Here is a 25,213-nt window from a genome sequence, read left to right as displayed (position 1 = left end):
GAATCCCACAGGAAAGCCGATAAATCGCCTTTCCTGTGGGATTTTGTATTTGGGTATGAATAATTCAGGGAAAAGTAATTAATTTTCGACTAAATCATGACTCATACCGAAGGTATGAATAATTCAGGATATATGGATATTTTAGAATTTTTTTCTTTATTTACCTCATTTAAGAATTTCTAATGAGATTTCAGTCTGTAGATAATGATTAGCTTTCTACTCAGTGACAGATGAAAAAAACTTTCGCTGACCATTAATACATTTATACTATTATCGGTAAAATTCACTCCTAACATATAGAAAACAGAATTTCACCGGAACTTGGAGGTCACAATATGAAAAACAAAACGTTTTCTACCATCTTATTACCTGAAGTACATAACCAAAAAGCCATCCATGTCGTAGGAATTGGGGCTTCGGCTGGTGGTCTAGATGCAATTGAGCAATTTTTTGCAAATATGCCTTCTTCAAACGGCATGGCTTTTATTGTTATTCAGCATTTATCATCAAAATATAAAAGTTTTATGCCCGAGCTTTTAGCCAAAAAAACCAATATGGATATTGTTCAAATTGAAGATGGTATGACGTTACAAGAAAATACTGTTTACCTAGCTGCACCTCACTATTTTGTTACTTTAAAAGGCTCTGTATTAGAGCTAACACCTTACGATCAAAATGAACAAGTGAAATTTCCAATTGATAAACTCTTTTCATCTTTAGCTTTGAGTCATAAAACAAACTGCACGGCCGTTATTCTATCTGGAAAAGGAAACGATGGGACAGAAGGCGCTAAGCTGATTCGCGCAGAAGGCGGAACCGTTTTAGTTCAGGATGAAACAACTGCAAAATACCCAGATATGCCTCATAGCGCAGTCCAAGCTCACTTAGCTGATTATATTCTTTCACCCTCAGCTATGCCTGAACTAATTCAAAACAATCTACTAAACTATGACTTTCAATATAACGAAGAAACTCTTCAATATATTTTCACATTAATAAAAAAGAAAACTGGAATTGATTTTTCTCTTTACAAAAAAAATAGCGTGCTTAGGCGCATTGAAAAGCGAATGTCTTTATTAGATACTCCATGTGAGACGCTGGAAGTTTATCGAGATTATTTAAATGCTCATCCTGTTGAAATTGTTGATCTTCAGCGTGATTTATTAATTGGCGTAACGCAATTTTTGAGGGATAAAGAAGCTTTTTCATTAATTGAAGAACAGGTAATCCCCAAGATTGTAAATCGAAAAATTGAGCGTAAAGAAGGTGAAATTCGCATTTGGGTTGCAGGCTGTTCCACTGGCCAAGAGGCTTACTCACTAGCTATTCTATTTCATAAATATTTATTAACTGTTAACCATTATTTCGATGTTCGAATCTTTGCAACAGATATTGACAAGCAAGCAATTAAAGTTGCGAGTCAAGGAATTTATACAGAAGATAACTTAAGCGTGTTTTCAGAAGAACAAATCAGTCAGTACTTTGAACCAACAAAGCATAATTCTTATCAAGTAAAAAAAAGCATTCGCAAAATGATTGTATTTGCTCCACATAATATTGCAAAGGATTCACCGTTTGTTAACGTTGACTTAATTAGCTGTCGGAATATGTTGATTTACTTTCAAGCTGAGTTACAGCAGCGAATTTTATCGCTCTTCCACTTTTCATTGACAGATGAAGGGACTTTATTCTTAGGACCTAGCGAAACAACAGGAAAGCTATCTAACTTATTTCAACCTATCAGTAACAAGTGGAAAGTATTCAAAAGCACAGGTCAACCGAACAGACAGCTAGCTAGCTCATTTAAATTATCAAAGTCAATTTCTAACGACTCAACAATGACACATGCGCCAATACCTAACCAGCTTTATAAACCACTTCCTTCTTTGCAGTTGGATAGCATGTATCAAGCATTAATCAATAACTTTATGAGTCCTTGTCTTGTTTTAAATGAATATAATGAAGTAATTTTCTGCTCTAAAGACGCTACAAAGCTAATTAATGTCCCAGCTGGAAAAATTCATTACACAATCTTTAAAATGGTTCCCGTACACGTTTCATTAGCGATTGGAGCTGCTATAAAACGTGTCAAAGAGCAAGGAATTAGCGTTTGTTGTCAAGATATTGACTTTATTATTGATGGATCTACAAGACGGTTTAATTTGACCGTCTCTTCGTTTCCAACAAATGATTCACTCCACCTGCTCGTATTTGACGAGCAAGAAGTAATTGGTACTTCTGCTATAGAAGAGACTTTGTACTTAAATCAAACAAGTACTATTAATGAATTATTAATTGATTTAGAGCAAGAGCTACACTATACGCAACAGCATTTACAAACAACGATGGAAGAATTAGAAACAACAAATGAAGAATTAAAATCAACAAATGAGGAGCTAATTGCTTCTAACGAAGAACTTCAGTCTACAAACGAAGAACTTCAATCTGTCAACGAAGAACTGATTAGCGTTAATAATCAATATGAACGCAAAATTGACGAATTAACAGATTTGAATAATGATATTGACAATCTATTAATTAGTACAACTATTGCTACAATCTTTTTAGATGATCAGCTTCATATCAAACTGTTTACACCGGAAACGAAAAAGGTTATTAACGTGCTACATCAGGATGTTGGAAGGCCTTTCTTTCATATTTCCCATAACCTGCGTTATAACAACTTAGTTGATGATGCTCGCTATGTACTGCAGTCAAACGAAACCATTCACAAAGAAATTCAAAGTGATAACGGACAGTGGTACAGTATGAAAATGATGCCTTATCGCACAACAGAAAACTTAATTAACGGCGTGGTTATTACATTCATTGATATTACGGAAATTAAGCGTTCAAATGAAGAGCTAGCAATTACTTCGTTTGCTGTTGCCCATAGCCCAACAAGTATCTTTATTACGGATCATCAAGGTCAAATTAAATATATGAATCAAAAGTTCACAGAATACAAAGTTGATTTTAAAGAAATGTTTGGCATGCACGTATACGACTTTTATACAAAGCAGCTAGGAGTTAAAAACTTCCCTTCTATCTGGAATGAAGTATATCGTGGAAAGAAATGGAATGGTGAGATTTCTTATACAAACGATGACAGTGAAGCCGTTTGGCAGCGTTTATTATTAATGCCGATTAAAAATGAAGCAAATGAAGTGCTTCATTACATTGGATTAAGCGAGGATATCTCTCAGCACAAACAATCTGAAATCATGCTGAAAAATTCTGAAATGCTATCTGCTTTAGGACAGCTAGCAGCTGGAATTGCGCATGAAATCCGCAATCCCTTAACGTCATTAAAAGGCTTTTTGCAGTTGATGCTTCAAGAAGAAAAGTACAAAAAAGAATATATTGACGTAATGATGTCAGAGTTTAACCGTTTGGAACTCATTATCAGCGAGCTATTGATTTTAGCGAAGCCTGAAGTGGTAAAGTATGAGCACAAAAACATTAGCACAATCTTAATGGATGTCTGTACCCTTCTTCATACACAAGCCATTATGAAAAACATTACAATTACTAGTAATATTGCTGATGACCTTCCTACAATGTATTGTATTGAAAAAGATATGAAGCAAGTATTTATTAATATGGTGAAGAATGCAATTGAGGCAATGGACAATCCAGGTTCAATTTACGTTAATGCAAACTATGACCTTACGGATCAACGAATTGTTGTACATGTTATTGATGAAGGTAAAGGAATGCCAAAAGAACGTTTAAAAAGAATTAGCGAACCATTCTTTACTACCAAAGAAAAAGGAACAGGGCTTGGACTAATGGTGAGTCATAAAATCATTAGCAATCACAAAGGAACCATTTTCTATGATAGTGAAGAAAACAAAGGTACTACCGTTGAGATACGCTTACCCCTCTCTTAATTAACGGCGGCATTCTTTTCATTTAATTGACATAAAAGCTCGTCTATAATTTCATGTGTATGTGAAAGCTGAGTAACGATTAAATCGAAGTACTCAGCTTTTTCAGCCTCAATTACATCAGGATAAATAATCGTTAGTAAATCTAATACTGTCTTTACATTTGTTTTCATTTCCCGTAGCTGACGCTTAGATGATAGTGAATGGAGCTGCAAGATGGTATCTTGATCTTCTTCAATAACCGTCAATGTTTGCTTTGCATGTTCTGGTTCTTGAGTAGTCATACTTCTAAATTGATTTAGCGTTGACTGCATATTCGTCATATATTCATGGACGGGATAGCAAATAAATACGTCCTGATTGTTATACGCTTCTGGTTTATAATAAACGTCAAATAAAGCAACTGGATTATCAAACGTAATCATATTAATCTCCACACGCTTTTCTTCTCGTTCTCGAACGAGAGTTTTTAGCTTTTCATGACTGTCTTTATCAATTATGTCGGCTATATCGCTAGCTGGTAAAAACATTTTGGTCACGCTTGGTGTAAAATCAATGATTTGTCCACTTTTATCCACAATAAATAACGGAACGGGAATAGCTTCAAGCGATAATGACGTCATATTCCCCCCGATACAAGAGACTGCTTCAGTGCGTTTTCAAACAGCCACTGCTCAAATTGTTCAATCTCGTTAATAAATACAGTTTGTGTTGAACCGTATCCAGTTAAATCATAATGTTGCAATAACCTCCCCCCTACTAACGCAGTAGGTGAATAGGTTAAACTTTCTATTTCGTTAATATATTGCTTTAAGCTTGGTAACAAATGCACCTGTGAAATAGATATTCCGACAACTTCTGGCCTCCACTTTTCAATACTGTTAATAGCGTATGATAAAGGAAGGTTAGCTCCTAAATTTCCCACTTCCCATTTATACTTTTCAAGCAAAGATGCCAACATTTTCAGGCCAATATAGTGTCCTTCTCCTTCGACACAAAAAAGCAAAGCACGCTTGCTTGGCAGCTTTTCTTTATTCACGGTAAACTGTAGTCGAGCAATTATATAATCACATGTTGCCGTAGCCAAATGTTCATCAGCAACTGAAATTTTATTCTCTTGCCACCATTGCCCAATCTGATACATGGTACTGATTAGACGATAAGTATCCACTAAGGACGAACCATTTTCTATATATGAACCCACAATCAACCAACTTTTTTTGTATCTTCCCTTCAACAAGTGATTTTGCTAATACTACGGGGGCGTGGTTGTCCAAAATGAACACATCCTTTCTCTTCTAGATAGAGAGCAAATCTTTTGGTAAAGCCTCTTTTTCACATGACGGACAGTAAGCGTAGACACCTTCTCGAAACGCAACTTCAACCTTTTTCTTACAAGCTTTACATTCAGCATTTACATGTCTTAAATAATCTTGGAAAATTTTTCTCGTTATCCCCCCCGTATTCCCGCAGTGATGACAAACAAACCGAATTTTTCCTTTTACTGTCACTTCAGCGTCTCGAGCGCTATAACATTCCGAACATCGATCCCATATATTTAAGTAGTCTGCCAATGAATATCCTGCCTTATTTACCTGTAGCCATTCCTGCTTTAAATGACTGGAAACGGGCGTCATATCAACATAACTTAAAAACATTTGGACAAAGTCTGAGTGCTCAATGCGAACGGTTAAAGAAATAGAATTCCCCTCATTAATTTCGTTACTACACCACAAACTTTTCTCATCCATCGCGAAGATAAAAAAAGGAAAGTGAGAAGGTATAATTTCAACTCCTTCTTTGACCTTAAGCCTTCTTGGTTCTTTTGTCAAAATTGTAACCGTTCCCCGAAACTCATTAATCGCTTCCCAAAGCCTATTCGGCCATTCTTTTGTAGTAGGCAACACGATAAATAATTTATTTTTCGCACGTTTAATATCCATTACTATCTTGTGGACATCGATTCCTTTATGCCAAATTAACTGCTTATCTTGAATCATTTCTTTTAAATATTCATTCGGTTGATAGATAGCATTTCGTTCCTTCATATATTGAAGTAGCTTAAAAAGCAATCTCTCGTTAGGCAAACGTTTAGTTAAGTAAGGCAGGTCACCTATCATAATAAATTTTCCTTTTGCTCTTGTAATTGCTACGTTTACGAGACGGTCCGCTAATTCATTTATAAGAAGTATACCTGGCTTTGAAAAAGGATGACTATCAACTGTATCAAAAATCATAAGATCTTTTTCAGAACCTTGAAACTTATGAACTGTTGCAGCAAGAATATGCTCCTCAGGAATCACTCCTTTTACTAGATCTCTTACAAGCTGCGCTTGTGCTCGGTATGGGGTAACATAGCCTAATGATGTAATTCCACTTTTAAATGCGCGAATAAGCAAGCTACTTGAAATAAAAGCAGATACTAAATTATACCGAGATCCCCCATTTTTTTCTTTTTGAGCAAATGTCTTAATACCGCTTGTATTCATCAGCACAAGGGCTTTGTCTACAAACGGTTTTAGTTGAGCAATCGCTTCTCTTTGTACTACAGATGCATGGTCGCTTACTTTACCACCATATACATGAGCGTTTGTAAACGCTGAAATATTTGGGTGCATACGACGCTGTTGCTTTAATATCACTAAATGTGGATGCCAGTTTCCTTCATGGATTTGTGCAGCAATTCCTGATTGCTCAAATACATCACGCCCTAACGCTTCTTGCACATACGCATGCTTTGATTGAGAAACGGCTGGAAGCTGCTTAAAATCTCCACAAACAACAATGTGTTTACCTAATGAAGCAGCTAAAGCCACTTGTGGCGTATAAGCCATGCTCACTTCATCTACAATTACTACATCATATTCTTTTTCATAAACGGATGCATCCGTTGCCACTTTAGTTAATGTTGTGCCAATAATGACTGCTTTTTGCACTAGCTCTTTTTCAAGCTCAGCCATCTCTTGTTTCACGGTATTGAGCTTCTTTTTAACTTGTTGAATCTCACGCTCTTTAGAAGGATATCTCGTTAAACGTACATATTGTTCTTGTAAATCCTTCTCTTTTCTCGCAAGATCTGGATGCTCGTGTTCAACTAATAGAGTCGTAGAAAGTTTTGTTTGAAGCTCCTTATTTGCCATAGTCCCGTAGCGTACAACCTCTCCTTTTTTCCACTTGTGCTTAGCTTCAATACGTACTAACGCCTCGTTCATTAATACGTCAACAGCTGCATTGCTATGCGACACTACCAATACGCGCTTTTTCTTCCGGTACATGCTATTAATAATGCGTGATAGCGTGTATGTTTTTCCTGTTCCCGGAGGTCCCCATAAATACGTTGTTTGATTATGATGAGCTCTCAGTAAGATTTCATGAAGATCGTTTTTCATTTTGTATTCTTCATGATTCACCTTCGCCGTACCCGTCATTAAGCGTTTAACTCTAGCACGATTTTTCTTATAGTCTTTCAGTTCTTCTAACCGGTCAATCAATGCTTGTAAAAGTTCCCATGGTTCGTTAAATAAGTATAAAATAGGAACATCAGAACCTAAATAAACCCCTACCTTTACATATACCTCGTGTTTTTCATGAGCTAAAATCTCGCCATCAAGCTCTGCATCCTGAACCTTTACGCGCATGCTAGTTCCATCGATTACGTTAAAAAAGCGTACCATCTGAAAACGGTACACAAAAGCTTCTCCATATCGTCCTACGTATTCCCCGTTAACTAGCTGCTCTTTTTTTCCCCCTTCTTTCTTCAAGTGGCTAATTTCAATTGATAAAGCCCGAACCCACTCTTTTAAATACTGTGAAACTGTTTTTTTCAATTGAGTTAAGCACTGTCACAACCTTTTTTCTAACAGTGCCTTTCACCTCCAACTCATTTATTCCGTTCTCTACAACTTTTCTATTCTAGCATGTTCCAACACTTTATGCAGGCATAAAATCCGACACAACTTTCATAGTTTTTTCTACCATTAAGTATGAATAGGACTATTTGTCTACAAATAACGACAAAAATCACACAAGTATTCTTCTTTATTTTTCTTTTTGTAACAAACTATCTATACTATTGAAACATTCCTGTTACATAAGGTTGATAGAATGGTAATAAATTCATAGTCACAAAGGAGAAAAAAGAATGAAAAAGCATATTTTTTCACTTGGTGCAACGGCACTTGTTTCAATGGGAATTGCAGGCATGGCATCAGCAGACGCGGAAACTTATAAAGTTCAATCGGGCGACACGCTTTATAGCATTTCAAAAAAATATAATGTATCGGTGAAAGACTTACAAGCATGGAATAACTTATCATCCACTATTATTTATACAAATCAAACCTTACATATTAGTAGTTCAGCTGATACGCATACAGCATCACCAACATCTTCTACATCCCAAAATACATATAAAGTTCAATCAGGTGATACGCTTTATCGTATTGCAAAATCTCATGGTTTATCAGTTGAGCAACTAAAACAGTATAATAACTTATCATCCAATATTATTTACGTTAACCAAGTGCTAACTGTAAATGGGGCCAGCGCTGTAACAGCACCACCCGATGAAAAAATAGAGCAACCCCAACAACAGGCTCCTACTAGTACATATAAAGTGAAGCCAGGAGATACGTTGTGGAGCATTGCCCAAAGGCATGGTATTTCAGTTTCAACATTACAGCAGCTAAACGGCTTATCAGCAAACACAATTTACATTAATCAAACGCTTAAAGTAAATGGATCTGTTGCTCCAGCACCAGCTGCCCCTGAGGTATCGAATCCTGTATCTTCTAAGCCACAAACACCAAACCCTTCTGAAAATCAAGAAGTAAAAAAAGAATTTCAGGTTGTTGCTACGGCTTACACAGCTTTTTGTACTGGCTGTAGTGGTATTACAAAGACAGGAATTGACCTACGTGCAAATCCAAATCAAAAAGTAATTGCTGTTGATCCATCTATTATTCCTCTTGGGTCACGCGTATACGTAGATGGATACGGAGAAGCAATTGCAGGTGATACGGGTGGTGCTATTAAAGGGAATCGTATTGACGTTTTTATTCCATCTCAAAGCGACGCGATGAAGTGGGGCCGTAAAACAGTTACAGTTAAAGTATTAAACTAAAGAGGCTGGGACATAAGTAATTCAGCCAATGATAAACCTGAACGATTGAGAGTTTCTCACTTTTAATCGTTCAGGTTTTTTGGTTGATTGTGAAAACACTGAGATCCCGCAGCGCAGCGAGGAAGCTCAGGTTCCTCCCCGCGGAAAGCGAGTGGCCGTAGCGCAATGGAACGAACGTGTTGAGACAAACTAAAGAGACGGGAACAGCGAGTGTTCGTCTTTTAGAAGCAATCATTTTGTTATGTCCCAAACTCTTTTTATTTTAGTGTTTAAGCCTCACCTTAAAGGGAATAGGAATTCTAAGACAACAACGTAGACGTTTCAACTATTTAGATTGCTATACTGGAGGTTATCACTATGAATATTGGCACCTTATATTTTCCAACGAGCGTATTATTATTAGTTGTTTTATTATTAGGAGGCCTTTACTTTTATTTTAAAAGACGCCGCAAACATAATAAAAAGTAAAAAGAAGCTATTGTAGCTTCTTTTTTAAACGCTCTTTGTTTAACGATTATAAAATTGAAAATCCTTCTTGATTTTAGGTAGCTCTCTTACTTCTTGAGACATTTCATTTCCACACATTGGGCAATTATAATCTGACGTCACAAAATCTTCTCTCATCCATCCGTTACACGAGTCAGACTGGCACGCATAAACATTTGTATCCATCATCTGAGTAACCTGTTCTTCCATACCTTTTTTCGCAAAATACATGAGCACAGCTCCCTTTTTTTCTTAGTATATGGAAAAAGCGCTTTTTTATTTAAGGTATTTTGACAAACTATGTCAAAATTTACATTTGTTTGTTTTGAATCTCTTTGATAAATTGTATATAATTACATAGTGAACAATTATATTGAAGGAGTTTAAAATGACCGATTTATTTTCAAGATTAAAGTTAGAAAATCAGCTTTGTTTTTCTATTTATGCTACGTCACGTGAAATTACAAAAGTGTATAAGCCTCTTTTAGATAAAATTGGCGTTACGTACCCACAGTACTTAGCTCTTCTTGTCCTATGGGAGCATGGAAGAGTCAGCGTAAAGAAAATGGGAGAACTCTTATACCTAGATTCTGGTACGCTAACTCCGATGCTGAAACGTATGCAAGAACAAGGGCTTGTAATCCGTGAACGCTCGCAGGAAGATGAGCGCGTTGTGTTAGTAAGCTTAACAGAAAAAGGCGCTTCACTTCGAGATAAAGCTTGTCAAATTCCAGATGAAGTGTTTAATATGACAGATCACTCTCCTGAAGAGCTAGCAAATTTAAAACAAATGCTTCACCAGCTGTTAAACGCTATCCATAGTCAAAATGGAAAAAGCCAGTAAAAAAGCAGTGCACTTTTGTGCACTGCTTTTTTATTCAGCCGTCGTATTTAACGTTACGTCAATGTTCCCTCTAGTTGCTTTTGAATATGGACAAAATTCATGTGCTGCCTTCACTAGCTTTTCAGCCTCTTCTTGCGATACCCCTTTTAAATGAGCGTTTAACGTTACTGCTAACTTAAACCCATCATCAGCCGGGTCTTTCATTAAGCTAACTTCAGCCGTAATTGATGATTCGATGGAATATTTTTGCTTTTTAGCAATTAGATTTAAAGCCCCGTCAAAGCAAGAAGCATATCCTGCTGCAAAAAGCTGCTCCGGATTCGTTCCTTCTTTTGTATTGTTTGGTGAAGGCATTACTAAATCTAGATTAATTAGGCCATCATCTGATTTGACGTGCCCTTCACGCCCACCTACTGCTGTTGCTTTTGAAGTAAATAAAACTGACATCAAAATCACCTCATATACGTAATTGTAAAGTCCTTGCTCATGCAAAAAAGCTCTTGCACGCTCTATGGATATATTACCCTTTTAGAGTGGATTGAAACATGTCGTTCTATACTCTCTTCTATTATTTTTTTAACCCCTTTCGTATAATTTCATCACCATATTTACTTTGAAGCTGCTGAACTGCTTTATAGAGCGGTTCATCTTTTACGTGCCGTTCATATGTAAATAAACTAAGCTGCTCTTGATTTCGATCTTTCATTCGTTCTACTTGTAGAGCTGCTACCCCTAACAAGCGAACTGGTTCACCGTTCCAATGCTTTTGAAGCAACTTGTTTACCCAATGAAGCAACACTTTTGACTGATTGGTCCACTGATCAATGGTTTGGGTTCTTGTAATTGTTTTGAAATTACTATAGCGAATGGTTAACTGAATCGTTTTGCTGACTACTTTTTTGGCATGCATTCGCTTACTAACAGACTCAGCGAGATCATTTAAAATCGGTACCATCTCCCGATCATCCGTCATATTTTTCGCTAATGTTTTTGAATGTCCAATCGACTTAAATTCCGACCTGCGATTTGGATTTACAGGTCGATCGTCAATCCCATTAGCTCTTTGCTTCATTTCTACTCCTCTTACTCCAACTGTGGCCTTTAGCTTATGATCATCTGCGTGCGCTAGCTCTTCAATCGTATGGATATGAACGGCATTCAACTTCTCAGCGGTTTTATTACCTATACCATGCATATAAACCACTGGGTGTGGCCAAAGTTTCTGATGAATATCGCGCTTTCTTAAAATTGTAATTCCAAGCGGTTTTTTCATGTTGCTTGCCGTTTTAGCTAAAAACTTATTTGGTGCAATGCCGATTGAGACCGGTATTTGTAACTCATTCAAAAGATCGTTCTGTATTCGCTGTGCAATCTCGAGTGGCGTACCTTGATGAAAGCAATCCGTTATATCTAGATATCCTTCGTCAATAGAAGCAGGCTCAAGAATAGAAGAGATCGTTGATAAATAAGAAAACATTTGCGCTGATACTTTGCGATAAAGAGTAAAATCTGGTTTTAACACAATTAGCTGAGGAAAAATTTTTTTAGCTTCCCATAATGGCATCGGTGCATATATTCCTTTATTGCGAGCCGCATAGTTGCACGTTACCACAATCCCTCTACGCTCTTTTGGGTTACCCGCAATGGCCATAGGTTTTCCTTTCAGTGCCGGATTACGCGCTTCTTCCACCGATGCATAAAAAGCATTAACATCAATATGCAATATGACTCTTCCCTTTTTTTGATACATGCCTTTCAACACACTCACCTTCTTTCTATCCGAACAAACAGAATATATGTTCTTATTTTAAACCAAAAAACAATTAATGTGAATAATTCTATAGCGGTTTGTAATATGATGGACAAAGAGTAAAAACAGGCGGATTGTTTGATGAACATCCCTTTGAAGCATTCGTATACTATAATAACTTTGACAAAAATGGGGGAAACGCCGTGGTGGATCAGATTATCACAGTAATTCAACAGTTTGGATATGGATATTTCTTTTTATTAATCATCATTGGTGCTAATTTCACACCTATTCCAGATCCTCTCTTTATTATGCTTGCAGGTAACCATGCCACTCTTTCTACTTTTCACCCTCTTATTGCTTTTCTCTTGACTTACAGTGCCATGATGCTTAGCTTATATGTTAAATTCTTATTTGCTAGATGGTTTCGCAAGCAAACAATAAAAGCTCTCTCTCAATCACGCTTTCAAAAAAAGCGATATGAAATTGAAAACCTCATTACCTCATACGGTTCCTTCGGCATTATGCTCAGCTTCTTCTTGCCGGGAATGCGACACGTTATGCCATTATTTTTAGGAACAACGAAAATGCCTCACCTTAATTATATAACAACAACATTTTCATTTGGATTGGTTTGGACGTTTGCGTTTTTTTTATGGGGGTTTAAAGTTGATGATGCCGCTTCACTTGAAACCATTTCTCAATTCACTATTTTGTTTATTGCCATCAGTGTTGGAAGCTTAGCCTATAAAAAGCGAAAAATGCGTAGTAAAGAATGAAAAAAGCCAATCCTCTAAGTAGAAGATTGGCTTCTTTCACATAAGCTGATATGCATAATGCTTCATGAATAGCTTTCGTGCTCGATAAAGTGCAGACTTAATAGTCGTGACTTTCATGTTAAATTGTTCAGAAAGCTCTTCATATTTTAAACCATACTCATATTTTAAGATCAATAGGTTTTTATATTGAGGCTTTAATTTATTTAAAGCTTTTACATATTGCTCAAATTGCTCTTTGGATAATACAAAATCCATCGGTGCATTTTTTAACTCTGTTGGTCCCTGTGTTAGCACATAGCGAGTATGAACGGAATTTTTTCTGATTAAATCACAGCGCTTATTTAAAGCAACTCGAAACAACCAAGCTCTTTCTTTCCCCTGTTCAACTTTATGTTGATTTTCTAAGTATTTCATCGCTACATCTTGCGTGATATCTTCAGCATCTTGCTTGCTGACACCTCGCTTTTGCAAATAAGCTAGCACCTGTCGCAAATATGGTTCAATATTGCTAGCACTCATATTTCTTCTCCCTTTATTTTAGTAATTTTTCTTTAATAAAGTCTGGAACTGTCTCCTCAGTAAATTCCTGGATCTCAGGAGTACTAGGATCTTCTTTATAATAGATACCGACTAAATAAGCTCCGTTGCTTGCCCAAGATACGGTTTCTAAAATTTCTTCTTTTTGATCGTTATTCTTCACTTCAATCGTTTTCTCAGATTCTACTAATGAAGGAAATTCTTCGTCTGCATAAAAGTCTATTTCATGCTGATGTGGATTTTTTAGCACAACTATTTTTTCAATATCTTCTGGTAATACACGCACTTTGTTATATAGGCCTTTTTTCTTTAGCCAATCGCTCACTTCATCATACGATTTTTCCCAGGTTACGTGTTGCTTATTTTTGCCTTGGCCCGTATTGAAATCAATATAAGCCCATGGTCCGCGCTCGCTGTACATTTCTTCAAATGTTTCGTTTTTCATCGACGTTTTTAGTATTTCAGCAAGCGCTTTAATATCTTCTGGGTTGCGAATGCTAGCTTGCTTACTAATTTGTCCATCCGAGGTAATTTGTACATTTGTAACATCACTCATATCTCCACTTCGTAAAAATGGATTAAAGTTTTCTTTAAACTCTTTTGTTTCAGCGATTTTCTTATACATTGGATGATACGCTTTAAAGTTCAACTCATACTCACGCACAAGCGTCTTGCCGTTTTTAAGCTTATAGGCAATTGCTACTGTGCGCCCTTCATCTCCTTGAATATCCTTACTTGTCATTGAGACTGGATTCTTTGCTAATTGTTCATGTAGCCGATGAATTGCTTCAACTGCTTCTTGACTCCTATAGTAATAGGGAGGAACATACTCGTTTCCATATTCTGTGTACTGTTCACTGGTTGGATCTTCAGTAATTAAATAGGTTCCTTCTTCGAAATAAACACTTTCTACTTCATTTAGTGCAGGAACCTTTGATTCATAGCCAAACGCATCAATATGAACAAATGCACCAATAGCAAAGAAAATAGCTAATGAAATCACATATCCTTTCCAATACTTAGCGATTCGCCACGTTTTGTGTAAAATGACCTGAGCAACAATATACCCAATAAGAGCACCTAACACATAGCCAAAGACCATCCATCCAAATGTTCCTTGCATGGACCCAAAATAAACACCGCCAACAAGTAGCGCACATGTAGTCACACCGTAAACAAAAATTGGTTTCACCCATTTAAATGAAATGGACTGAGTGGCCGCTTCGATATGACGCTTTTTATACGCGATGTATCCAATCGCATAAAAGATAATGATAAGTATGACGTAAATCCATGGACTAATTGTTAAATTCTTTTTCGTCATTAGCTCCGTCGCATGTAAAAACGGTATTAATTTTTCAGCACTTTTATTTAAATAATAATCAATTGGGAATCCATACCAATAGAATTTTAAATTTGATAAAAGAAGCATAACGAAGCCACCAGGTAAAAGAAACAGAACGTATAGGAAAATAGCTTGTAAGATTGAGATACCTGTGAACATTCCAAATGCTACTGTTCCAAAGAACACAACAAGGTTAAAAATAATTGTGTAACCTGCCCATACCATAATGTCTTTTGCTGTATAGAGATCTGTAACGTTTAACATCCCTTTTACAAGGCCGATTATACCTGCTGTAATTACCACCGGCACGACAAGAATTGCGATACCCACAATGATGTTTTGGTGATATAAAGCTTCTCTTCGAACTGGCAAACTATGAAAATAGTCTGCTGCTGCTTTGGTTTGAATATAACGGAATAAAAAAACCGCGAGTAACACCGGTACTGTAAACATAAAGACAAGCTGTAAGCCATCGAATAGCTCAAATAATGTCTTAATCTTTTCTGGCTTAAATTCTGGATTGCCCGTATACTTCATTAGAAGCTGGAGAGGAAGAGCAAACAAAAGAAGGAATGAGTAAACTAATCCGATCCACCCTACGCTTCTAAATGACTGTGTGAACAGCCCTCGATTAAACGATGATATTTTCGATGGCATAACCAACATCCCCCATTTCGTAAATAAAGATTTCTTCGAGCGTAAGCGGTAAAATATCAAATACAAGCGGCTTGTATGATTGAATGCGAGACGCTAGCTTATTTTCTTTACCACGTACAATACAAAGAAGTACGCTTCCTCGCTTCTCTTCGTATAAGATTTCCAAGTCTTCATGAAACGCAAGAGGTACGTCGCCTTTAAAAGCTACTTGAATCTTGTGAATATCTGATTTCAAATCGTCAAGGTCTTTTTCAATTAACAGCTGTCCTTGATGCAAAATGCCCACATGATCACATAAATCCTCCACTTCACGAAGGTTATGAGAGGAAATTAAAATGGTCATCTCGCGTTCCGCTACGTCTTGCACTAGTAAATTCTTGATTTTTTGACGCATAACAGCATCCAGCCCATCTAGAGGCTCATCTAATATTAAAATATCCGGCATCGTGGATAAAGCGAGCCAAAATGCTACTTGTCGCTGCATCCCTTTCGACATACGGTGTACCTTTTTCTTCAAGTCAATTGGAAATGCCTGCTTTAACTGCTGAAAACGCTCTTCGTTCCACGTTGGGTACATATTCTTGTAAAATTGCGCAAGCTGCTTAATCGTGGATTGTGCAAAAAAGTACGGAATGTCTGGAAGAAAAATGATGCTTTGCTTAAGAGCCACATTTTCAAATACTTCTTCATTGTCAATATGTATGCTCCCTGAATTTTGACGATAAATGCCCGCAATTGTTTTTAATAATGTTGTTTTACCTGCACCGTTGGACCCAAGCAAACCATAAATAGATCCTTTTTTAACAGTTAGAGAAACATTGTTTAATACTTTTATATCTTCAAAGGATTTTTTTACTTCGGTTAATTCAATCATCACTTTCTCCCCCTTTGACGGTTTGTTCAGCTTGTGAAATAAGTGATAAGATTTCTTCTTTTCCCATTCCTAAATACATCGCTTCAGCAATAAGCTTTACTAAATCCTCTTTCATTTTTTTCACCTTTTCATTGTTTAATAGTTCCGATTGCGCCGTCACAAAACTTCCTTTTCCAGGAATTGAATAAATATAATTTTGATGTTCTAGCTCTCGATATGCTTTTTGAATTGTATTAGGGTTAATTGTTAGTTCTTTCGCTAGCAAGCGTACAGACGGCAGTTTCTCGTCTGCTTTAAAAACTTCATGGATAATTAGCTCTTTTAACTTATCAACTAATTGTTCATAAATAGGCTTACGACTACGAATATCTAAATCAAACATACTTTCCCTCCTCTCCATCACATTTATCATTTATCATTCATCATTCATCATGATCGTATGTTCAAATGTACTAACCGTACTAACTGTACTACATGTGTTACTACAGTTAGTATTATACAACGTTATCTGGAAAAAACAAGTACTTTTGTGACTTTTATTACAAAAAGGTAACAAACAGATTATCTAACGTAATTCAATTCGATAACTTATAAATCTGATAAGGAAAATAGGTATTAAGCTATCCATTAACAAAAACTTACTATATAATGAACTCATAAGATGTTTTATGTAAGGAGCGATTTACCATGTATTACGACGCATTGCGAACCTTTGTGACGGTTGTAGAAGAAAAAAGCTTTACAAAAGCTGCTGAAAAATTGTTAATTTCGCAACCAAGCGTAAGCGTACATATAAAAAATTTAGAAAAAGAGTTTCAAACCTCATTGTTTTTACGTTCGCCTAAATTATTAAAAATTACGCCAAGCGGCGAGATCCTTTATACTCGTGCGAAGCAAATGATTCAAATATACGAGCACACGAAGCGAGATATTTATGAACATCACCACTTAGTTAAAGGCACTTTAACAATTGGAGCTAGCTTCACAATTGGTGAATACGTTCTTCCTTCGTTTCTCGCTAAGCTTCAAGCACAGTATCCCGATATCAACGTAAACGTAACGATTGGCAACACAAAGGAAATTGCGCAGCTGGTTCGACACTTTAAGTTAGATGTAGGATTAATTGAAGGACAAACCGATGACCATGAGCTCCATATTGAACCGTTTATGGAAGATGAGCTCGTGGTTGTAGCGGGTACGGCTCATCCATTAGCAGCACAGCAGCACGTTGCAATAAGCGAGCTTCAAAACGAAGGTTGGGTTGCGCGCGAAACAGGGTCTGGTACAAGAGCCTATCTTGATCTGATGATGAGTTCAAATGGACTAAAAATGAAGAGCATGTTAACCATCAGCAGCAATCAAGGAGTTAAGGAAGCAGTTATGCAGAACTTAGGATTATCGGTCCTTTCAAAATCCGCTATAAAACAAGATGTGGCACAAGGGAATTTAGCTATCTTAAACCTTGACACTGAACCATTTAAACGGAAATTTTCGTATATTTACCCGACCACGAATGGACAAAATAAAATCGTTGAACTGTTTTTACATCTGTTAACGTCTAACTAACAAAAAGAGTTTGGGACATAACAAAATGATTGCTTCTAAAAGACGAACACTAGCTGTTCTCATCTCTTTAGTTTGTCTCAACACATTCGTTCCATTGCGCTACGGCCACTCGCTTTCCGCGGGGAGGAACCTGAGCTTCCTCGCTGCGCTGCGGGATCTCACGTTTTCCTCTCTTTCCCGTAGGAGTCGAGTGTCCTACGCTCCATTCCACCCTGTTTCCAACATTGTTTTCACAATCAACCAAAAAACCTGAACGATTAAAAGTTATGAACTCTCAATCGTTCAGGTATAGTAAGGACTGAACTACTTATGTCTCAGTCTCTTTTTCACCCAATCACGCCTGTTGGAATACAAATTGGAGATTGATCCACCGGGTTTTTAATAATCGTTGAAGATAAACGAAAAACGTCTTCAATCATTTTCTCTGTAAAGACCTCTTCAGGTGGACCTTCCTTATAAATAGTTCCTTCAGATTAAATAGATGCTTCCTTTTGATGGCTTTAAAAGTCGAGCTAGTGACCGAAGAATTGTTGACTTCCCACATCCGTTTCGCCAAGTTCATGCTTAACGGTTACGGTTTCACCACTTTTTTATCAGTGGACTTAGACTCTTCAGCCGCTCCCCCTCCTCCACAAGCTCCTAAGAACAATAGTCCTGATAAAGCAGCAACCATTCCTAAGCTTTTTTCATTCTTATACTCTTCATATGTACTTCCTCCTACTGCATACAAACCTTACCGTATATGATAATCATTATCATTAATACTAGACGTTTCAATTAGAACACTCAATAGTTTTCTCACAATTTGGTAGATAGTCTTAGTAAACAAATAGTATTTAGACAAAAACAAACCGCTTCTTTCGACGTGAAAGAAGCGGTTTGTTTTTGTCATAATACATACGTAGCAAGTGCTTTTTGCACCTCATAAATATTTTTGTCTTTACGAAACTCTTTTACGATTGGAGCCGTTGAGCTTGAAACCCAGATAACAAGTTCTGCGTCTAAATCAAATGTTCCAGCCGTTTCGACGCTAAAGTGCGTAATATTTCTATATGGAATGGAATGATAGCTGGTTTTCTTGCCAGTTACACCTTGCTTATCAATTAAAATTAATCGCTTGTTTGAAAAAACAAAGATATCTCGGATCAGTTTAAACGCATGCTCTACCTGTTCTCCCTGTACCAAAATGTCTCGCAAATCTTTTTCTACTGAGGACACGCTCACTTCAGATGCATTGCCCATTAAACCATCTAGTAAACCCATATGATTCACTCCTTTACTATTCCTACTGCTTTTACCCTATATTATAGGTTCATAAACAGCTGGTACTATTACATACGTTTCAAATGTAGTTATGTTTCAGTTTTTTTTACATAGATTGTAAAGTGAATTCAAAAAGAAAGGATGTTGTCATTGTTTTTTCATAAAAAAGAACTCCAATATCTTTCGAAACCCGACCGTCCTGATCCCGTTTTTGCCAGACAGCTGCAAGAAGTTTTAGGTGGACAGTTTGGCGAGATTTCAGTTGCCATGCAGTATCTGTTTCAAGGTTGGAACGTTCGAGGAAACGGTAAGTACAAAGATTTGTTAATGGATACTGGAACAGAGGAGTTAGCTCACATTGAAATGCTCGCCACTATGATTGCTAGGCTGCTAGAAGGCGCACCAGTAGGAGATCTTGAAAAAGCTGCACAAGACCCTGTTATTGGAGCTATCCTTGGAGGTATGAACGTTCAGCATACGATTGTTTCAGGGCTTGGTGCGATGCCAGTTGACAGCATGGGTAACAAATGGAATGCAGGTTATATTGCAGCAAGTGGAAATCTATTAGCAGACTTCAGAGCCAACTTAAACGCTGAGTCTCAAGGTCGCTTACAAGTTGTTAGATTGTACGAATCAACAAACGATCGCGGTGTAAAAGATATGCTTTCATGGCTCATCGCCCGTGATACTATGCATCAAAATCAGTGGATTGCCGCCATTAAAGAACTAGAAGCAAAAGAAAACGTTGTTGTGCCTAGTACCTTCCCGAAAGAATTAGAAAAGCAAGAAGTTTCGTATGTGTTGTTTAATTTTTCTGAGGGTGAAAAAAGCGCGACAGGACGGTGGGCTAGCGGTACGAGTATGGATGGCCTTGGAACGTTTCAATACGTGCAGCAGCCTGAAGCATATGGTGGTAAACCTAACTTAAACCCTGCTCCTTTTTATATTCATAATACACTTCCAAAAAACTTACGCCCTTCTTCTCATACACTTCCTCCTTCACATATGTAAACAAATCTTTTCTCCATCACAGGTTGATGGAGATTTTTTTATCATTGCTCTTTACTTTCTGTTAGGATAAGAGTTAGATACTGAATTTTTCTTTACAGGAGATGACAAAATGATTGAAAGAATTTATTATACGTCCCCTTATACAACAAAGTGGACTGCTTCTATTTTATCTGCATTTGAAAGCAACAATCATTATTACGTTGAGCTAAACAAAACTGCTTTTTATCCTGAAGGTGGTGGTCAACCATCTGATACTGGTACTATCGCAGGTCATAAAGTATTAGATGTCGTGGAAAAAGATCATTCCGTCTTCCACGAAATTGACACATTATTAGAAGTAAATACTCAAGTAGAGTGTGAGATTAATTGGAACCGTCGCTTTGATCATATGCAGCAACATACAGGGCAACATTTGCTCTCAGCAATCTTAAGCGATGTGTTTACCATACATACTGTAAGTTTTCATTTAGGCAAAGATATCGCTTCAATTGATGTAAATGTTTCTTCCATTAATGAAGATACGTTAATAGAAATTGAACAAACAGTAAATAAAGCCATTTATGCGAATAAACCGTTAAGCACATATTATGTATCACAAGATCAGTTATCAACTCTTTCTCTTCGTAAAATGCCTGATTTAGAGGATGAGCAAATTCGAATCGTCGAGATTGATACGCTAGATATTTCAGCGTGCTGCGGAACCCACGTAAGAAGCACGGGAGAGCTAGGTATTATTAAGCTATTGAAAACTGAAAAACAGCGAGGACAAATTCGATTATTTTTCAAATGCGGCATGAGAGCGCTAAAAGATTATGAACAAACTCACCGCATTCTTTCTCACGTCAGCCACCATTTTAGTACAAAAAGTGAGCTTATCTTAGAGAGATTACAAAAACTAGAAGCTGATTTCAAAATACTTAGCAAACAAAACGAAGTACTAAAATCTGAAAATGCTCATTATTTAGCTCAATCTCTTCTTGATAAAAAGCAAGGTATTGTTTTAGTTCATGAATTTGAAGATAAAACGTTAAAGGATGGACAAGCTATTATTAAGCAGCTGCTTCAAACTGAGAATATGATTGGTATTTTCTCCTCCTCTTTAGAACCAAAAGTTATATTAGCACATAGTACCGATAGAATTCACAGTGGAAACCTCTTTAAAGAGCATCTTAATCGATTTAATGGAAAAGGTGGCGGAGGTATAAACCAAGCGCAGGCGCAGTTTTCAACGATGGAAGATCGTAACCACTTTATCTCCTATCTCCAAGAATACTTACAAAAAGTATAAAAAAACCACGCGTTAAGCGTGGTTTTTTTATAAGTAATAGCTAATAAACAATCCAACTGACAACAATAGTCCGAAGAATGTATTTGTTTGCGCAGTAGATTTCATTGCAACAATCATATTCATCGGTGGCGTACCCGACACAAATCCTTTAATAGCTCTAATTGGTTTTGGGATACTTAAGAAAACTAACAGCGCAAATGCACCAACCACTCCTGTTATGACAAGAACAACAATCCAAATATATGAAATAACAAATAAAAATCCAAGAAAATAAACTGCTTTCTTTTCGCCTAGTAAAATGGCTAGCGTTTTACGTCCGCCTTTTGTGTCTTCTTCGATATCACGAATATTATTTGATAAGTTAATTGCCCCAACTAAAAAAGCAATAGGAATTGAAACAAGAATACTTTCTGTCGTTATGAAGTCCGTTTGAATATAAAAAGAAATTAAAATAAACAGAGCCCCCATACATACACCCGCAAACAGCTCTCCAAAAGGTGTATAAGCAATCGGCAGTGGTCCTCCTGTATATAAATACCCAATTGCCATACCGAATAGTCCGACAAGCGCTAACCACCATGTACTGCTCATACAGATGTAAACACCTAATAATAAAGAAAGTCCATAGCAAGCTAAGGCAAGCTGCAACACGGTTTTCGGCTTCATTCCATCGCGCACAATGGCACCGCCAATCCCTACTGAGTCTTCCGTATCTAGCCCTCTTTTAAAATCATAGTATTCATTAAATAAGTTCGTCGCGATTTGAATAAACAAACACGCAAAAAGCATGGCTAAAAATAACCATACATCAACTTGTCCAACATACATTGCCATCACTGTTCCAATTAACACCGGTACAAACGAAGCTGTTAATGTATGGGGACGAGTTAACTGCCACAGTACTGTTTTTAGCGGTCTTTTAGGTTGAGCGTAACTCGTTTGACTCATCATCCTCTTCCTTTCATTTTAAAAGTGAACATGTCACCTTTCTCTTTCTAGTTGATAATTGTAGAAAGCGACCATACACAGCTTACATATTTCTAAAAAACAAGTAAACGTTTTTATTTTAATACTACTTTTTATTATCTGGTACAGCTTTTCCTATTCAACGCCTATCCATTATAACAAAAAGTTCACACATTCGACATAGAGTTATATCAAAAAAATAACGATTGGAAGTTGGTCAACTTCTGTGGCAAAGCACTACATGTAAAAGAGTTTGGGACATAACAAAATGATTGCTTCTAAAAGACGAACAATAGCTGTTCCCATCTCTTTAGTTTGTCTGAACACGTTCGTTCCATTGCGCTACGGTCACTCGCTTTCCAAACGGTTTTTCCCAATTAACAAAAAGCCTGAACGATTAAAAGTTGTGAACTCTCAATCGTTCAGGTATAGTAGGGGCTGAACTACTTATGTCTCAGTCTCTCTTCTTTGTTCATACGACGCAAAAATAAAGCGACCTTGATCATAAAATACGTAACCTCTTCAGGTACGGCTTCTTTAATTGGCTTTAGCTTATCATCTCCGACCAATTCAACCGCTTCGTTGACAAGCTCTTGCTGTTTAGTTGTTAAAATGGTATGCCAATCTATTTCGTAACCTTCTTCGGCACATTTAAATAAATGATTTTCAACTGTTTGCGTACTTAATTCTCGCTTTGCTGCAATCTCTTGAATGGAGGAACCCTCTCTCCACATTTGATAAGACTCTAGATGAGACCCTTGCTTAGATGCACTTTTTGCTTTTTTTTCCCTCTGTACTTCAATGATCTGCCTCTCCCGGTCAGGGTGTTCAGCGCAAAAGCTCACAATCGCTTTAATAAAGCGATCTCCATACTTATCGAGCTTTTGGGAACCTACTCCTTTTACATTCTCAAACTCAGATACCGTCTCAGGAAGCTTTGCACACATATCCCGAAGCGTATCGTCTGAAAAAATAACAAAAGGAGGAACGTTTTCAAGCTCGGCTATTTCTTTTCGTAAAGCGCGCAGGTGCATAAACAGCTCATCATCCTGCACAAGCTGATTCACTTGAATTTGTTCTTTTCTCATTACTTTTTCTTCACCAAGAAGTACCCCTTTTCCCTTAGCTGCGACAGAAAGAGTTGGAAAAGACCCTTGTCCAACCAAAATATACTGCTCTGAAATAAGAAATTCGATAAACTTACTTACTTCTTTTAATGACTGCTTGCTCATTACTCCATAGGTAGAGAGTTGGTCAAAGCGAAAGTCTAGAATCTTTTTGTTTTTAGAACCCGTTAATACTTGAGCAATCATTGTCTTACCAAAACGCTCTCCCATTCGAATCATACAAGATAAAACCTTTTGTGTATCAACCGTTACATCAACAGCTGTACGAGTATCTGTACAGTTGCTACAGCGACCGCAAGCATGAGCTTCCTCTTCACCAAAGTAGTGTAAAATGTATGCCTGCAAACATTCTTCTGTGTGAAAATAATTTACCATTTGCTGTAGCTTCTCCAGATCTTGAACAAGCTTTCCTGAATGGTTAGTTGACTGCTCAATTAAAAAGCGCTGAACGCGAATATCCTGAGCCGAATATAAAACTATACACTCACTCGGCAAACCATCTCGCCCTGCGCGACCCGCTTCTTGATAATAGCTTTCCATGTTTTTTGGAAGCTGATAGTGAATGACGAAACGAATATTGGACTTGTCAATTCCCATTCCGAAAGCAGAGGTAGCAACCATAAGGGTTACGTCATCCTGTAAAAAGCGGTTTTGCTCATGATCTCGACTTGATGCACTCATTCCAGCGTGATATTTCCCCACTTGTATACCTAAGCTTTGCAAATGTTCATGTAAACTGTCCACTTCTTGGCGCGTTGCGGCATAGATAATACCAGCTTCTTGCTCATTTTTCTTTACATACTCATCGATATAAGATAGACGGTCTTGCCCTTTAACAACGGTAAACGATAGATTAGAACGCTCAAACCCTGTCATGACCGTATTTTGTTCCTGAATTTGTAAAGCTGTACAAATATCTTCTCGAACCTGAGGCGTAGCAGTAGCCGTCAGCCCAACCACTATTGGCTTGCTCGGTAGCTCGGAAATTAAGCTGCTAATGCGTAGATAGCTAGGCCTAAAATCATGGCCCCACTGTGAAATACAGTGTGCTTCATCAACCGCGATTAAAGGGATAGGTAACGATTTAAGTTGCTCAAAGAAAAACGGTGACTCTAGGCGTTCCGGTGCTATGTATAAAAGTTTATACACACCAAGAGAAACTTCTTCTAATCTCTCTTCTACTTCTGACGATGTGAGTGAGCTGTTAATATACGTTGCTGATATTCCAGCTTCATTCAGCGCGTCCACCTGATCCTTCATTAGGGAAATCAGTGGCGAAATAACGATTGTTGTTCCTTCTAATAAAAGTGATGGGATTTGATAACAAATGGACTTCCCTCCACCTGTAGGCATGATACAAGCGGTATTATGACCTTCTAAAATATGACGTATCGTCTGCTCTTGCCCTTGGCGGAAGCTGTCGTAGCCAAAATAAGTTTTCAACTGTGATAACGCTTTTTCAAATAACAAAGAAACTCCTCCTTACAAAATACATATCGGGGAATAAGCGAAGAAATTATCTTGTGGGTAATGGATTCATTTTATCAAAAAGTACTAGGAGTTCCTAGAAAATCTTTTGTTTCTTTAGACAAAGTGAGTATTATTTCTTAAAAAGGAAATAATTTAAATATACAAAAAATCACTAGCGTCGCATAAATTTTAACCGAATTTTCTGTTTTCTTATTTTTCCTTTTATAAAGAAAAACGA

The 25,213-nt window shown here is 37.2% G+C and carries 23 protein-coding genes and 1 pseudogene; 8 read left to right on the top strand and 16 right to left on the bottom strand.

The features are described 5' to 3' along the window. The first annotated feature begins 335 nt into the window (after nucleotides 1–335). Nucleotides 336–3,893 carry a CheR family methyltransferase gene (locus tag AC1UFB_RS09920; RefSeq protein WP_482589106.1) on the top strand — a complete coding sequence of 1,186 codons (3,558 nt, stop codon included), beginning with the start codon at nucleotides 336–338 and terminating at the stop codon, nucleotides 3,891–3,893. Here the strand turns inward: AC1UFB_RS09920 and AC1UFB_RS09915 are convergent. From AC1UFB_RS09915 to AC1UFB_RS09905, 3 genes are all read right to left on the bottom strand, one after another. After that, nucleotides 3,890–4,513, bottom strand: coding sequence for a PAS domain-containing protein (locus tag AC1UFB_RS09915; protein ID WP_100347694.1), 624 nt, complete (start codon nucleotides 4,511–4,513; stop codon nucleotides 3,890–3,892). The genes AC1UFB_RS09920 and AC1UFB_RS09915 overlap by 4 nt on opposite strands. Continuing rightward, on the bottom strand, nucleotides 4,510–5,094 hold the full coding sequence (locus AC1UFB_RS09910) for a cobalamin B12-binding domain-containing protein (RefSeq protein ID WP_411831221.1): 585 nt from the start codon (nucleotides 5,092–5,094) through the stop codon (nucleotides 4,510–4,512). The genes AC1UFB_RS09915 and AC1UFB_RS09910 overlap by 4 nt, the downstream gene beginning before the upstream one ends. A 94-nt stretch (nucleotides 5,095–5,188) precedes the next feature. Next, nucleotides 5,189–7,717: a DEAD/DEAH box helicase gene (locus AC1UFB_RS09905; protein ID WP_100347692.1), complete on the bottom strand. Its 2,529-nt coding sequence runs from the start codon at nucleotides 7,715–7,717 to the stop codon at nucleotides 5,189–5,191. 314 nt (nucleotides 7,718–8,031) lie between these two features. Here AC1UFB_RS09905 and AC1UFB_RS09900 point away from each other — a divergent pair, with 314 nt between their 5' ends. Both AC1UFB_RS09900 and AC1UFB_RS09895 read left to right on the top strand, forming a co-directional pair. Continuing rightward, a complete protein-coding gene (locus AC1UFB_RS09900) occupies nucleotides 8,032–9,012 on the top strand; it encodes a LysM peptidoglycan-binding and 3D domain-containing protein (RefSeq protein WP_083686486.1) in 981 nt (326 codons plus the stop codon). Between the two features lie 357 nt (nucleotides 9,013–9,369). Beyond that, nucleotides 9,370–9,480: an LPXTG cell wall anchor domain-containing protein gene (locus AC1UFB_RS09895; RefSeq protein ID WP_224840172.1), complete on the top strand. Its 111-nt coding sequence runs from the start codon at nucleotides 9,370–9,372 to the stop codon at nucleotides 9,478–9,480. 39 nt (nucleotides 9,481–9,519) lie between these two features. Here the strand turns inward: AC1UFB_RS09895 and AC1UFB_RS09890 are convergent, their stop codons facing one another. Continuing rightward, the gene (locus AC1UFB_RS09890) at nucleotides 9,520–9,729 is read right to left on the bottom strand and encodes a cold-inducible protein YdjO-related protein (protein ID WP_025908450.1); all 210 of its coding nucleotides are present in this window, start codon (nucleotides 9,727–9,729) and stop codon (nucleotides 9,520–9,522) included. Nucleotides 9,730–9,886: 157 nt separating this feature from the next. Here AC1UFB_RS09890 and AC1UFB_RS09885 point away from each other — a divergent pair, with 157 nt between their 5' ends. Next, nucleotides 9,887–10,342 (top strand): MarR family winged helix-turn-helix transcriptional regulator, encoded by a 456-nt coding sequence (locus AC1UFB_RS09885; protein ID WP_328101520.1) that lies wholly within the window; start codon nucleotides 9,887–9,889, stop codon nucleotides 10,340–10,342. Nucleotides 10,343–10,372: 30 nt separating this feature from the next. On the opposite strand, the gene AC1UFB_RS09880 is transcribed toward AC1UFB_RS09885, so the two are convergent. Together AC1UFB_RS09880 and AC1UFB_RS09875 are read right to left on the bottom strand one after the other, a co-directional pair. Then, nucleotides 10,373–10,792, bottom strand: coding sequence for an organic hydroperoxide resistance protein (locus AC1UFB_RS09880; RefSeq protein ID WP_025908452.1), 420 nt, complete (start codon nucleotides 10,790–10,792; stop codon nucleotides 10,373–10,375). Between the two features lie 118 nt (nucleotides 10,793–10,910). Beyond that, the gene (locus AC1UFB_RS09875) at nucleotides 10,911–12,092 is read right to left on the bottom strand and encodes a DNA polymerase IV (protein ID WP_482589102.1); all 1,182 of its coding nucleotides are present in this window, start codon (nucleotides 12,090–12,092) and stop codon (nucleotides 10,911–10,913) included. 203 nt (nucleotides 12,093–12,295) lie between these two features. Here AC1UFB_RS09875 and AC1UFB_RS09870 point away from each other — a divergent pair, with 203 nt between their 5' ends. Further along, complete coding sequence (locus AC1UFB_RS09870) at nucleotides 12,296–12,871, top strand: VTT domain-containing protein (RefSeq protein ID WP_100347689.1); 576 nt, start codon at nucleotides 12,296–12,298, stop codon at nucleotides 12,869–12,871. Between the two features lie 36 nt (nucleotides 12,872–12,907). Here the strand turns inward: AC1UFB_RS09870 and AC1UFB_RS09865 are convergent, their stop codons facing one another. From AC1UFB_RS09865 to AC1UFB_RS09850, 4 genes are read right to left on the bottom strand one after another with little or no spacing between them, the layout of a single operon-like run. After that, nucleotides 12,908–13,390, bottom strand: a complete 483-nt coding sequence (locus tag AC1UFB_RS09865) for an RNA polymerase sigma factor (RefSeq protein WP_061786639.1) — start codon at nucleotides 13,388–13,390, stop codon at nucleotides 12,908–12,910. A gap of 13 nt (nucleotides 13,391–13,403) precedes the next feature. Further along, a complete protein-coding gene (locus tag AC1UFB_RS09860) occupies nucleotides 13,404–15,410 on the bottom strand; it encodes a DUF6449 domain-containing protein (RefSeq protein ID WP_328101525.1) in 2,007 nt (668 codons plus the stop codon). Then, on the bottom strand, nucleotides 15,385–16,284 hold the full coding sequence (locus AC1UFB_RS09855; protein ID WP_025910217.1) for an ABC transporter ATP-binding protein: 900 nt from the start codon (nucleotides 16,282–16,284) through the stop codon (nucleotides 15,385–15,387). Before AC1UFB_RS09855 ends, AC1UFB_RS09860 begins: the two co-directional genes overlap by 26 nt. Next, a complete protein-coding gene (locus AC1UFB_RS09850) occupies nucleotides 16,277–16,666 on the bottom strand; it encodes a GntR family transcriptional regulator (protein WP_025910218.1) in 390 nt (129 codons plus the stop codon). The genes AC1UFB_RS09855 and AC1UFB_RS09850 overlap by 8 nt, the downstream gene beginning before the upstream one ends. A gap of 305 nt (nucleotides 16,667–16,971) precedes the next feature. Between AC1UFB_RS09850 and AC1UFB_RS09845 the strand changes: the two genes are divergently transcribed. After that, nucleotides 16,972–17,850: a LysR family transcriptional regulator gene (locus tag AC1UFB_RS09845; protein ID WP_025910220.1), complete on the top strand. Its 879-nt coding sequence runs from the start codon at nucleotides 16,972–16,974 to the stop codon at nucleotides 17,848–17,850. 67 nt (nucleotides 17,851–17,917) lie between these two features. On the opposite strand, the gene AC1UFB_RS09840 is transcribed toward AC1UFB_RS09845, so the two are convergent. The 4 genes and pseudogenes from AC1UFB_RS09840 to AC1UFB_RS09825 all read right to left on the bottom strand — a co-directional run bounded on the left by AC1UFB_RS09840 (nucleotide 17,918) and on the right by AC1UFB_RS09825 (nucleotide 19,113). Continuing rightward, nucleotides 17,918–18,061, bottom strand: coding sequence for a hypothetical protein (locus tag AC1UFB_RS09840; RefSeq protein ID WP_326046483.1), 144 nt, complete (start codon nucleotides 18,059–18,061; stop codon nucleotides 17,918–17,920). 263 nt (nucleotides 18,062–18,324) lie between these two features. Beyond that, nucleotides 18,325–18,399, bottom strand: a pseudogene (locus AC1UFB_RS09835) (ATP-binding cassette domain-containing protein); the annotation flags it as partial. Between the two features lie 22 nt (nucleotides 18,400–18,421). Further along, on the bottom strand, nucleotides 18,422–18,580 hold the full coding sequence (locus AC1UFB_RS09830; RefSeq protein ID WP_157803593.1) for a hypothetical protein: 159 nt from the start codon (nucleotides 18,578–18,580) through the stop codon (nucleotides 18,422–18,424). Nucleotides 18,581–18,738: 158 nt separating this feature from the next. Further along, nucleotides 18,739–19,113 (bottom strand): PH domain-containing protein, encoded by a 375-nt coding sequence (locus tag AC1UFB_RS09825; RefSeq protein ID WP_025910221.1) that lies wholly within the window; start codon nucleotides 19,111–19,113, stop codon nucleotides 18,739–18,741. A 150-nt stretch (nucleotides 19,114–19,263) separates the two neighbouring features. On the opposite strand from AC1UFB_RS09825, the gene AC1UFB_RS09820 reads away from it, so the two are divergent. Together AC1UFB_RS09820 and AC1UFB_RS09815 are read left to right on the top strand one after the other, a co-directional pair. Next, nucleotides 19,264–20,124, top strand: coding sequence for a manganese catalase (locus AC1UFB_RS09820; protein ID WP_025910223.1), 861 nt, complete (start codon nucleotides 19,264–19,266; stop codon nucleotides 20,122–20,124). A gap of 109 nt (nucleotides 20,125–20,233) precedes the next feature. After that, a complete protein-coding gene (locus AC1UFB_RS09815) occupies nucleotides 20,234–21,412 on the top strand; it encodes an alanyl-tRNA editing protein (RefSeq protein ID WP_100347687.1) in 1,179 nt (392 codons plus the stop codon). A 27-nt stretch (nucleotides 21,413–21,439) separates the two neighbouring features. Here the strand turns inward: AC1UFB_RS09815 and AC1UFB_RS09810 are convergent, their stop codons facing one another. After that, nucleotides 21,440–22,360 carry a 1,4-dihydroxy-2-naphthoate polyprenyltransferase gene (locus AC1UFB_RS09810; RefSeq protein ID WP_035320879.1) on the bottom strand — a complete coding sequence of 307 codons (921 nt, stop codon included), beginning with the start codon at nucleotides 22,358–22,360 and terminating at the stop codon, nucleotides 21,440–21,442. A gap of 461 nt (nucleotides 22,361–22,821) precedes the next feature. Beyond that, nucleotides 22,822–24,975 carry a DNA helicase RecQ gene (recQ, locus tag AC1UFB_RS09805; RefSeq protein ID WP_482589097.1) on the bottom strand — a complete coding sequence of 718 codons (2,154 nt, stop codon included), beginning with the start codon at nucleotides 24,973–24,975 and terminating at the stop codon, nucleotides 22,822–22,824. Nucleotides 24,976–25,213: the final 238 nt, after the last annotated feature.

Source organism: Priestia sp. KCTC 13724 (genome assembly GCF_056820425.1).
This window is presented reverse-complemented; position numbering and strand designations above follow the sequence as displayed.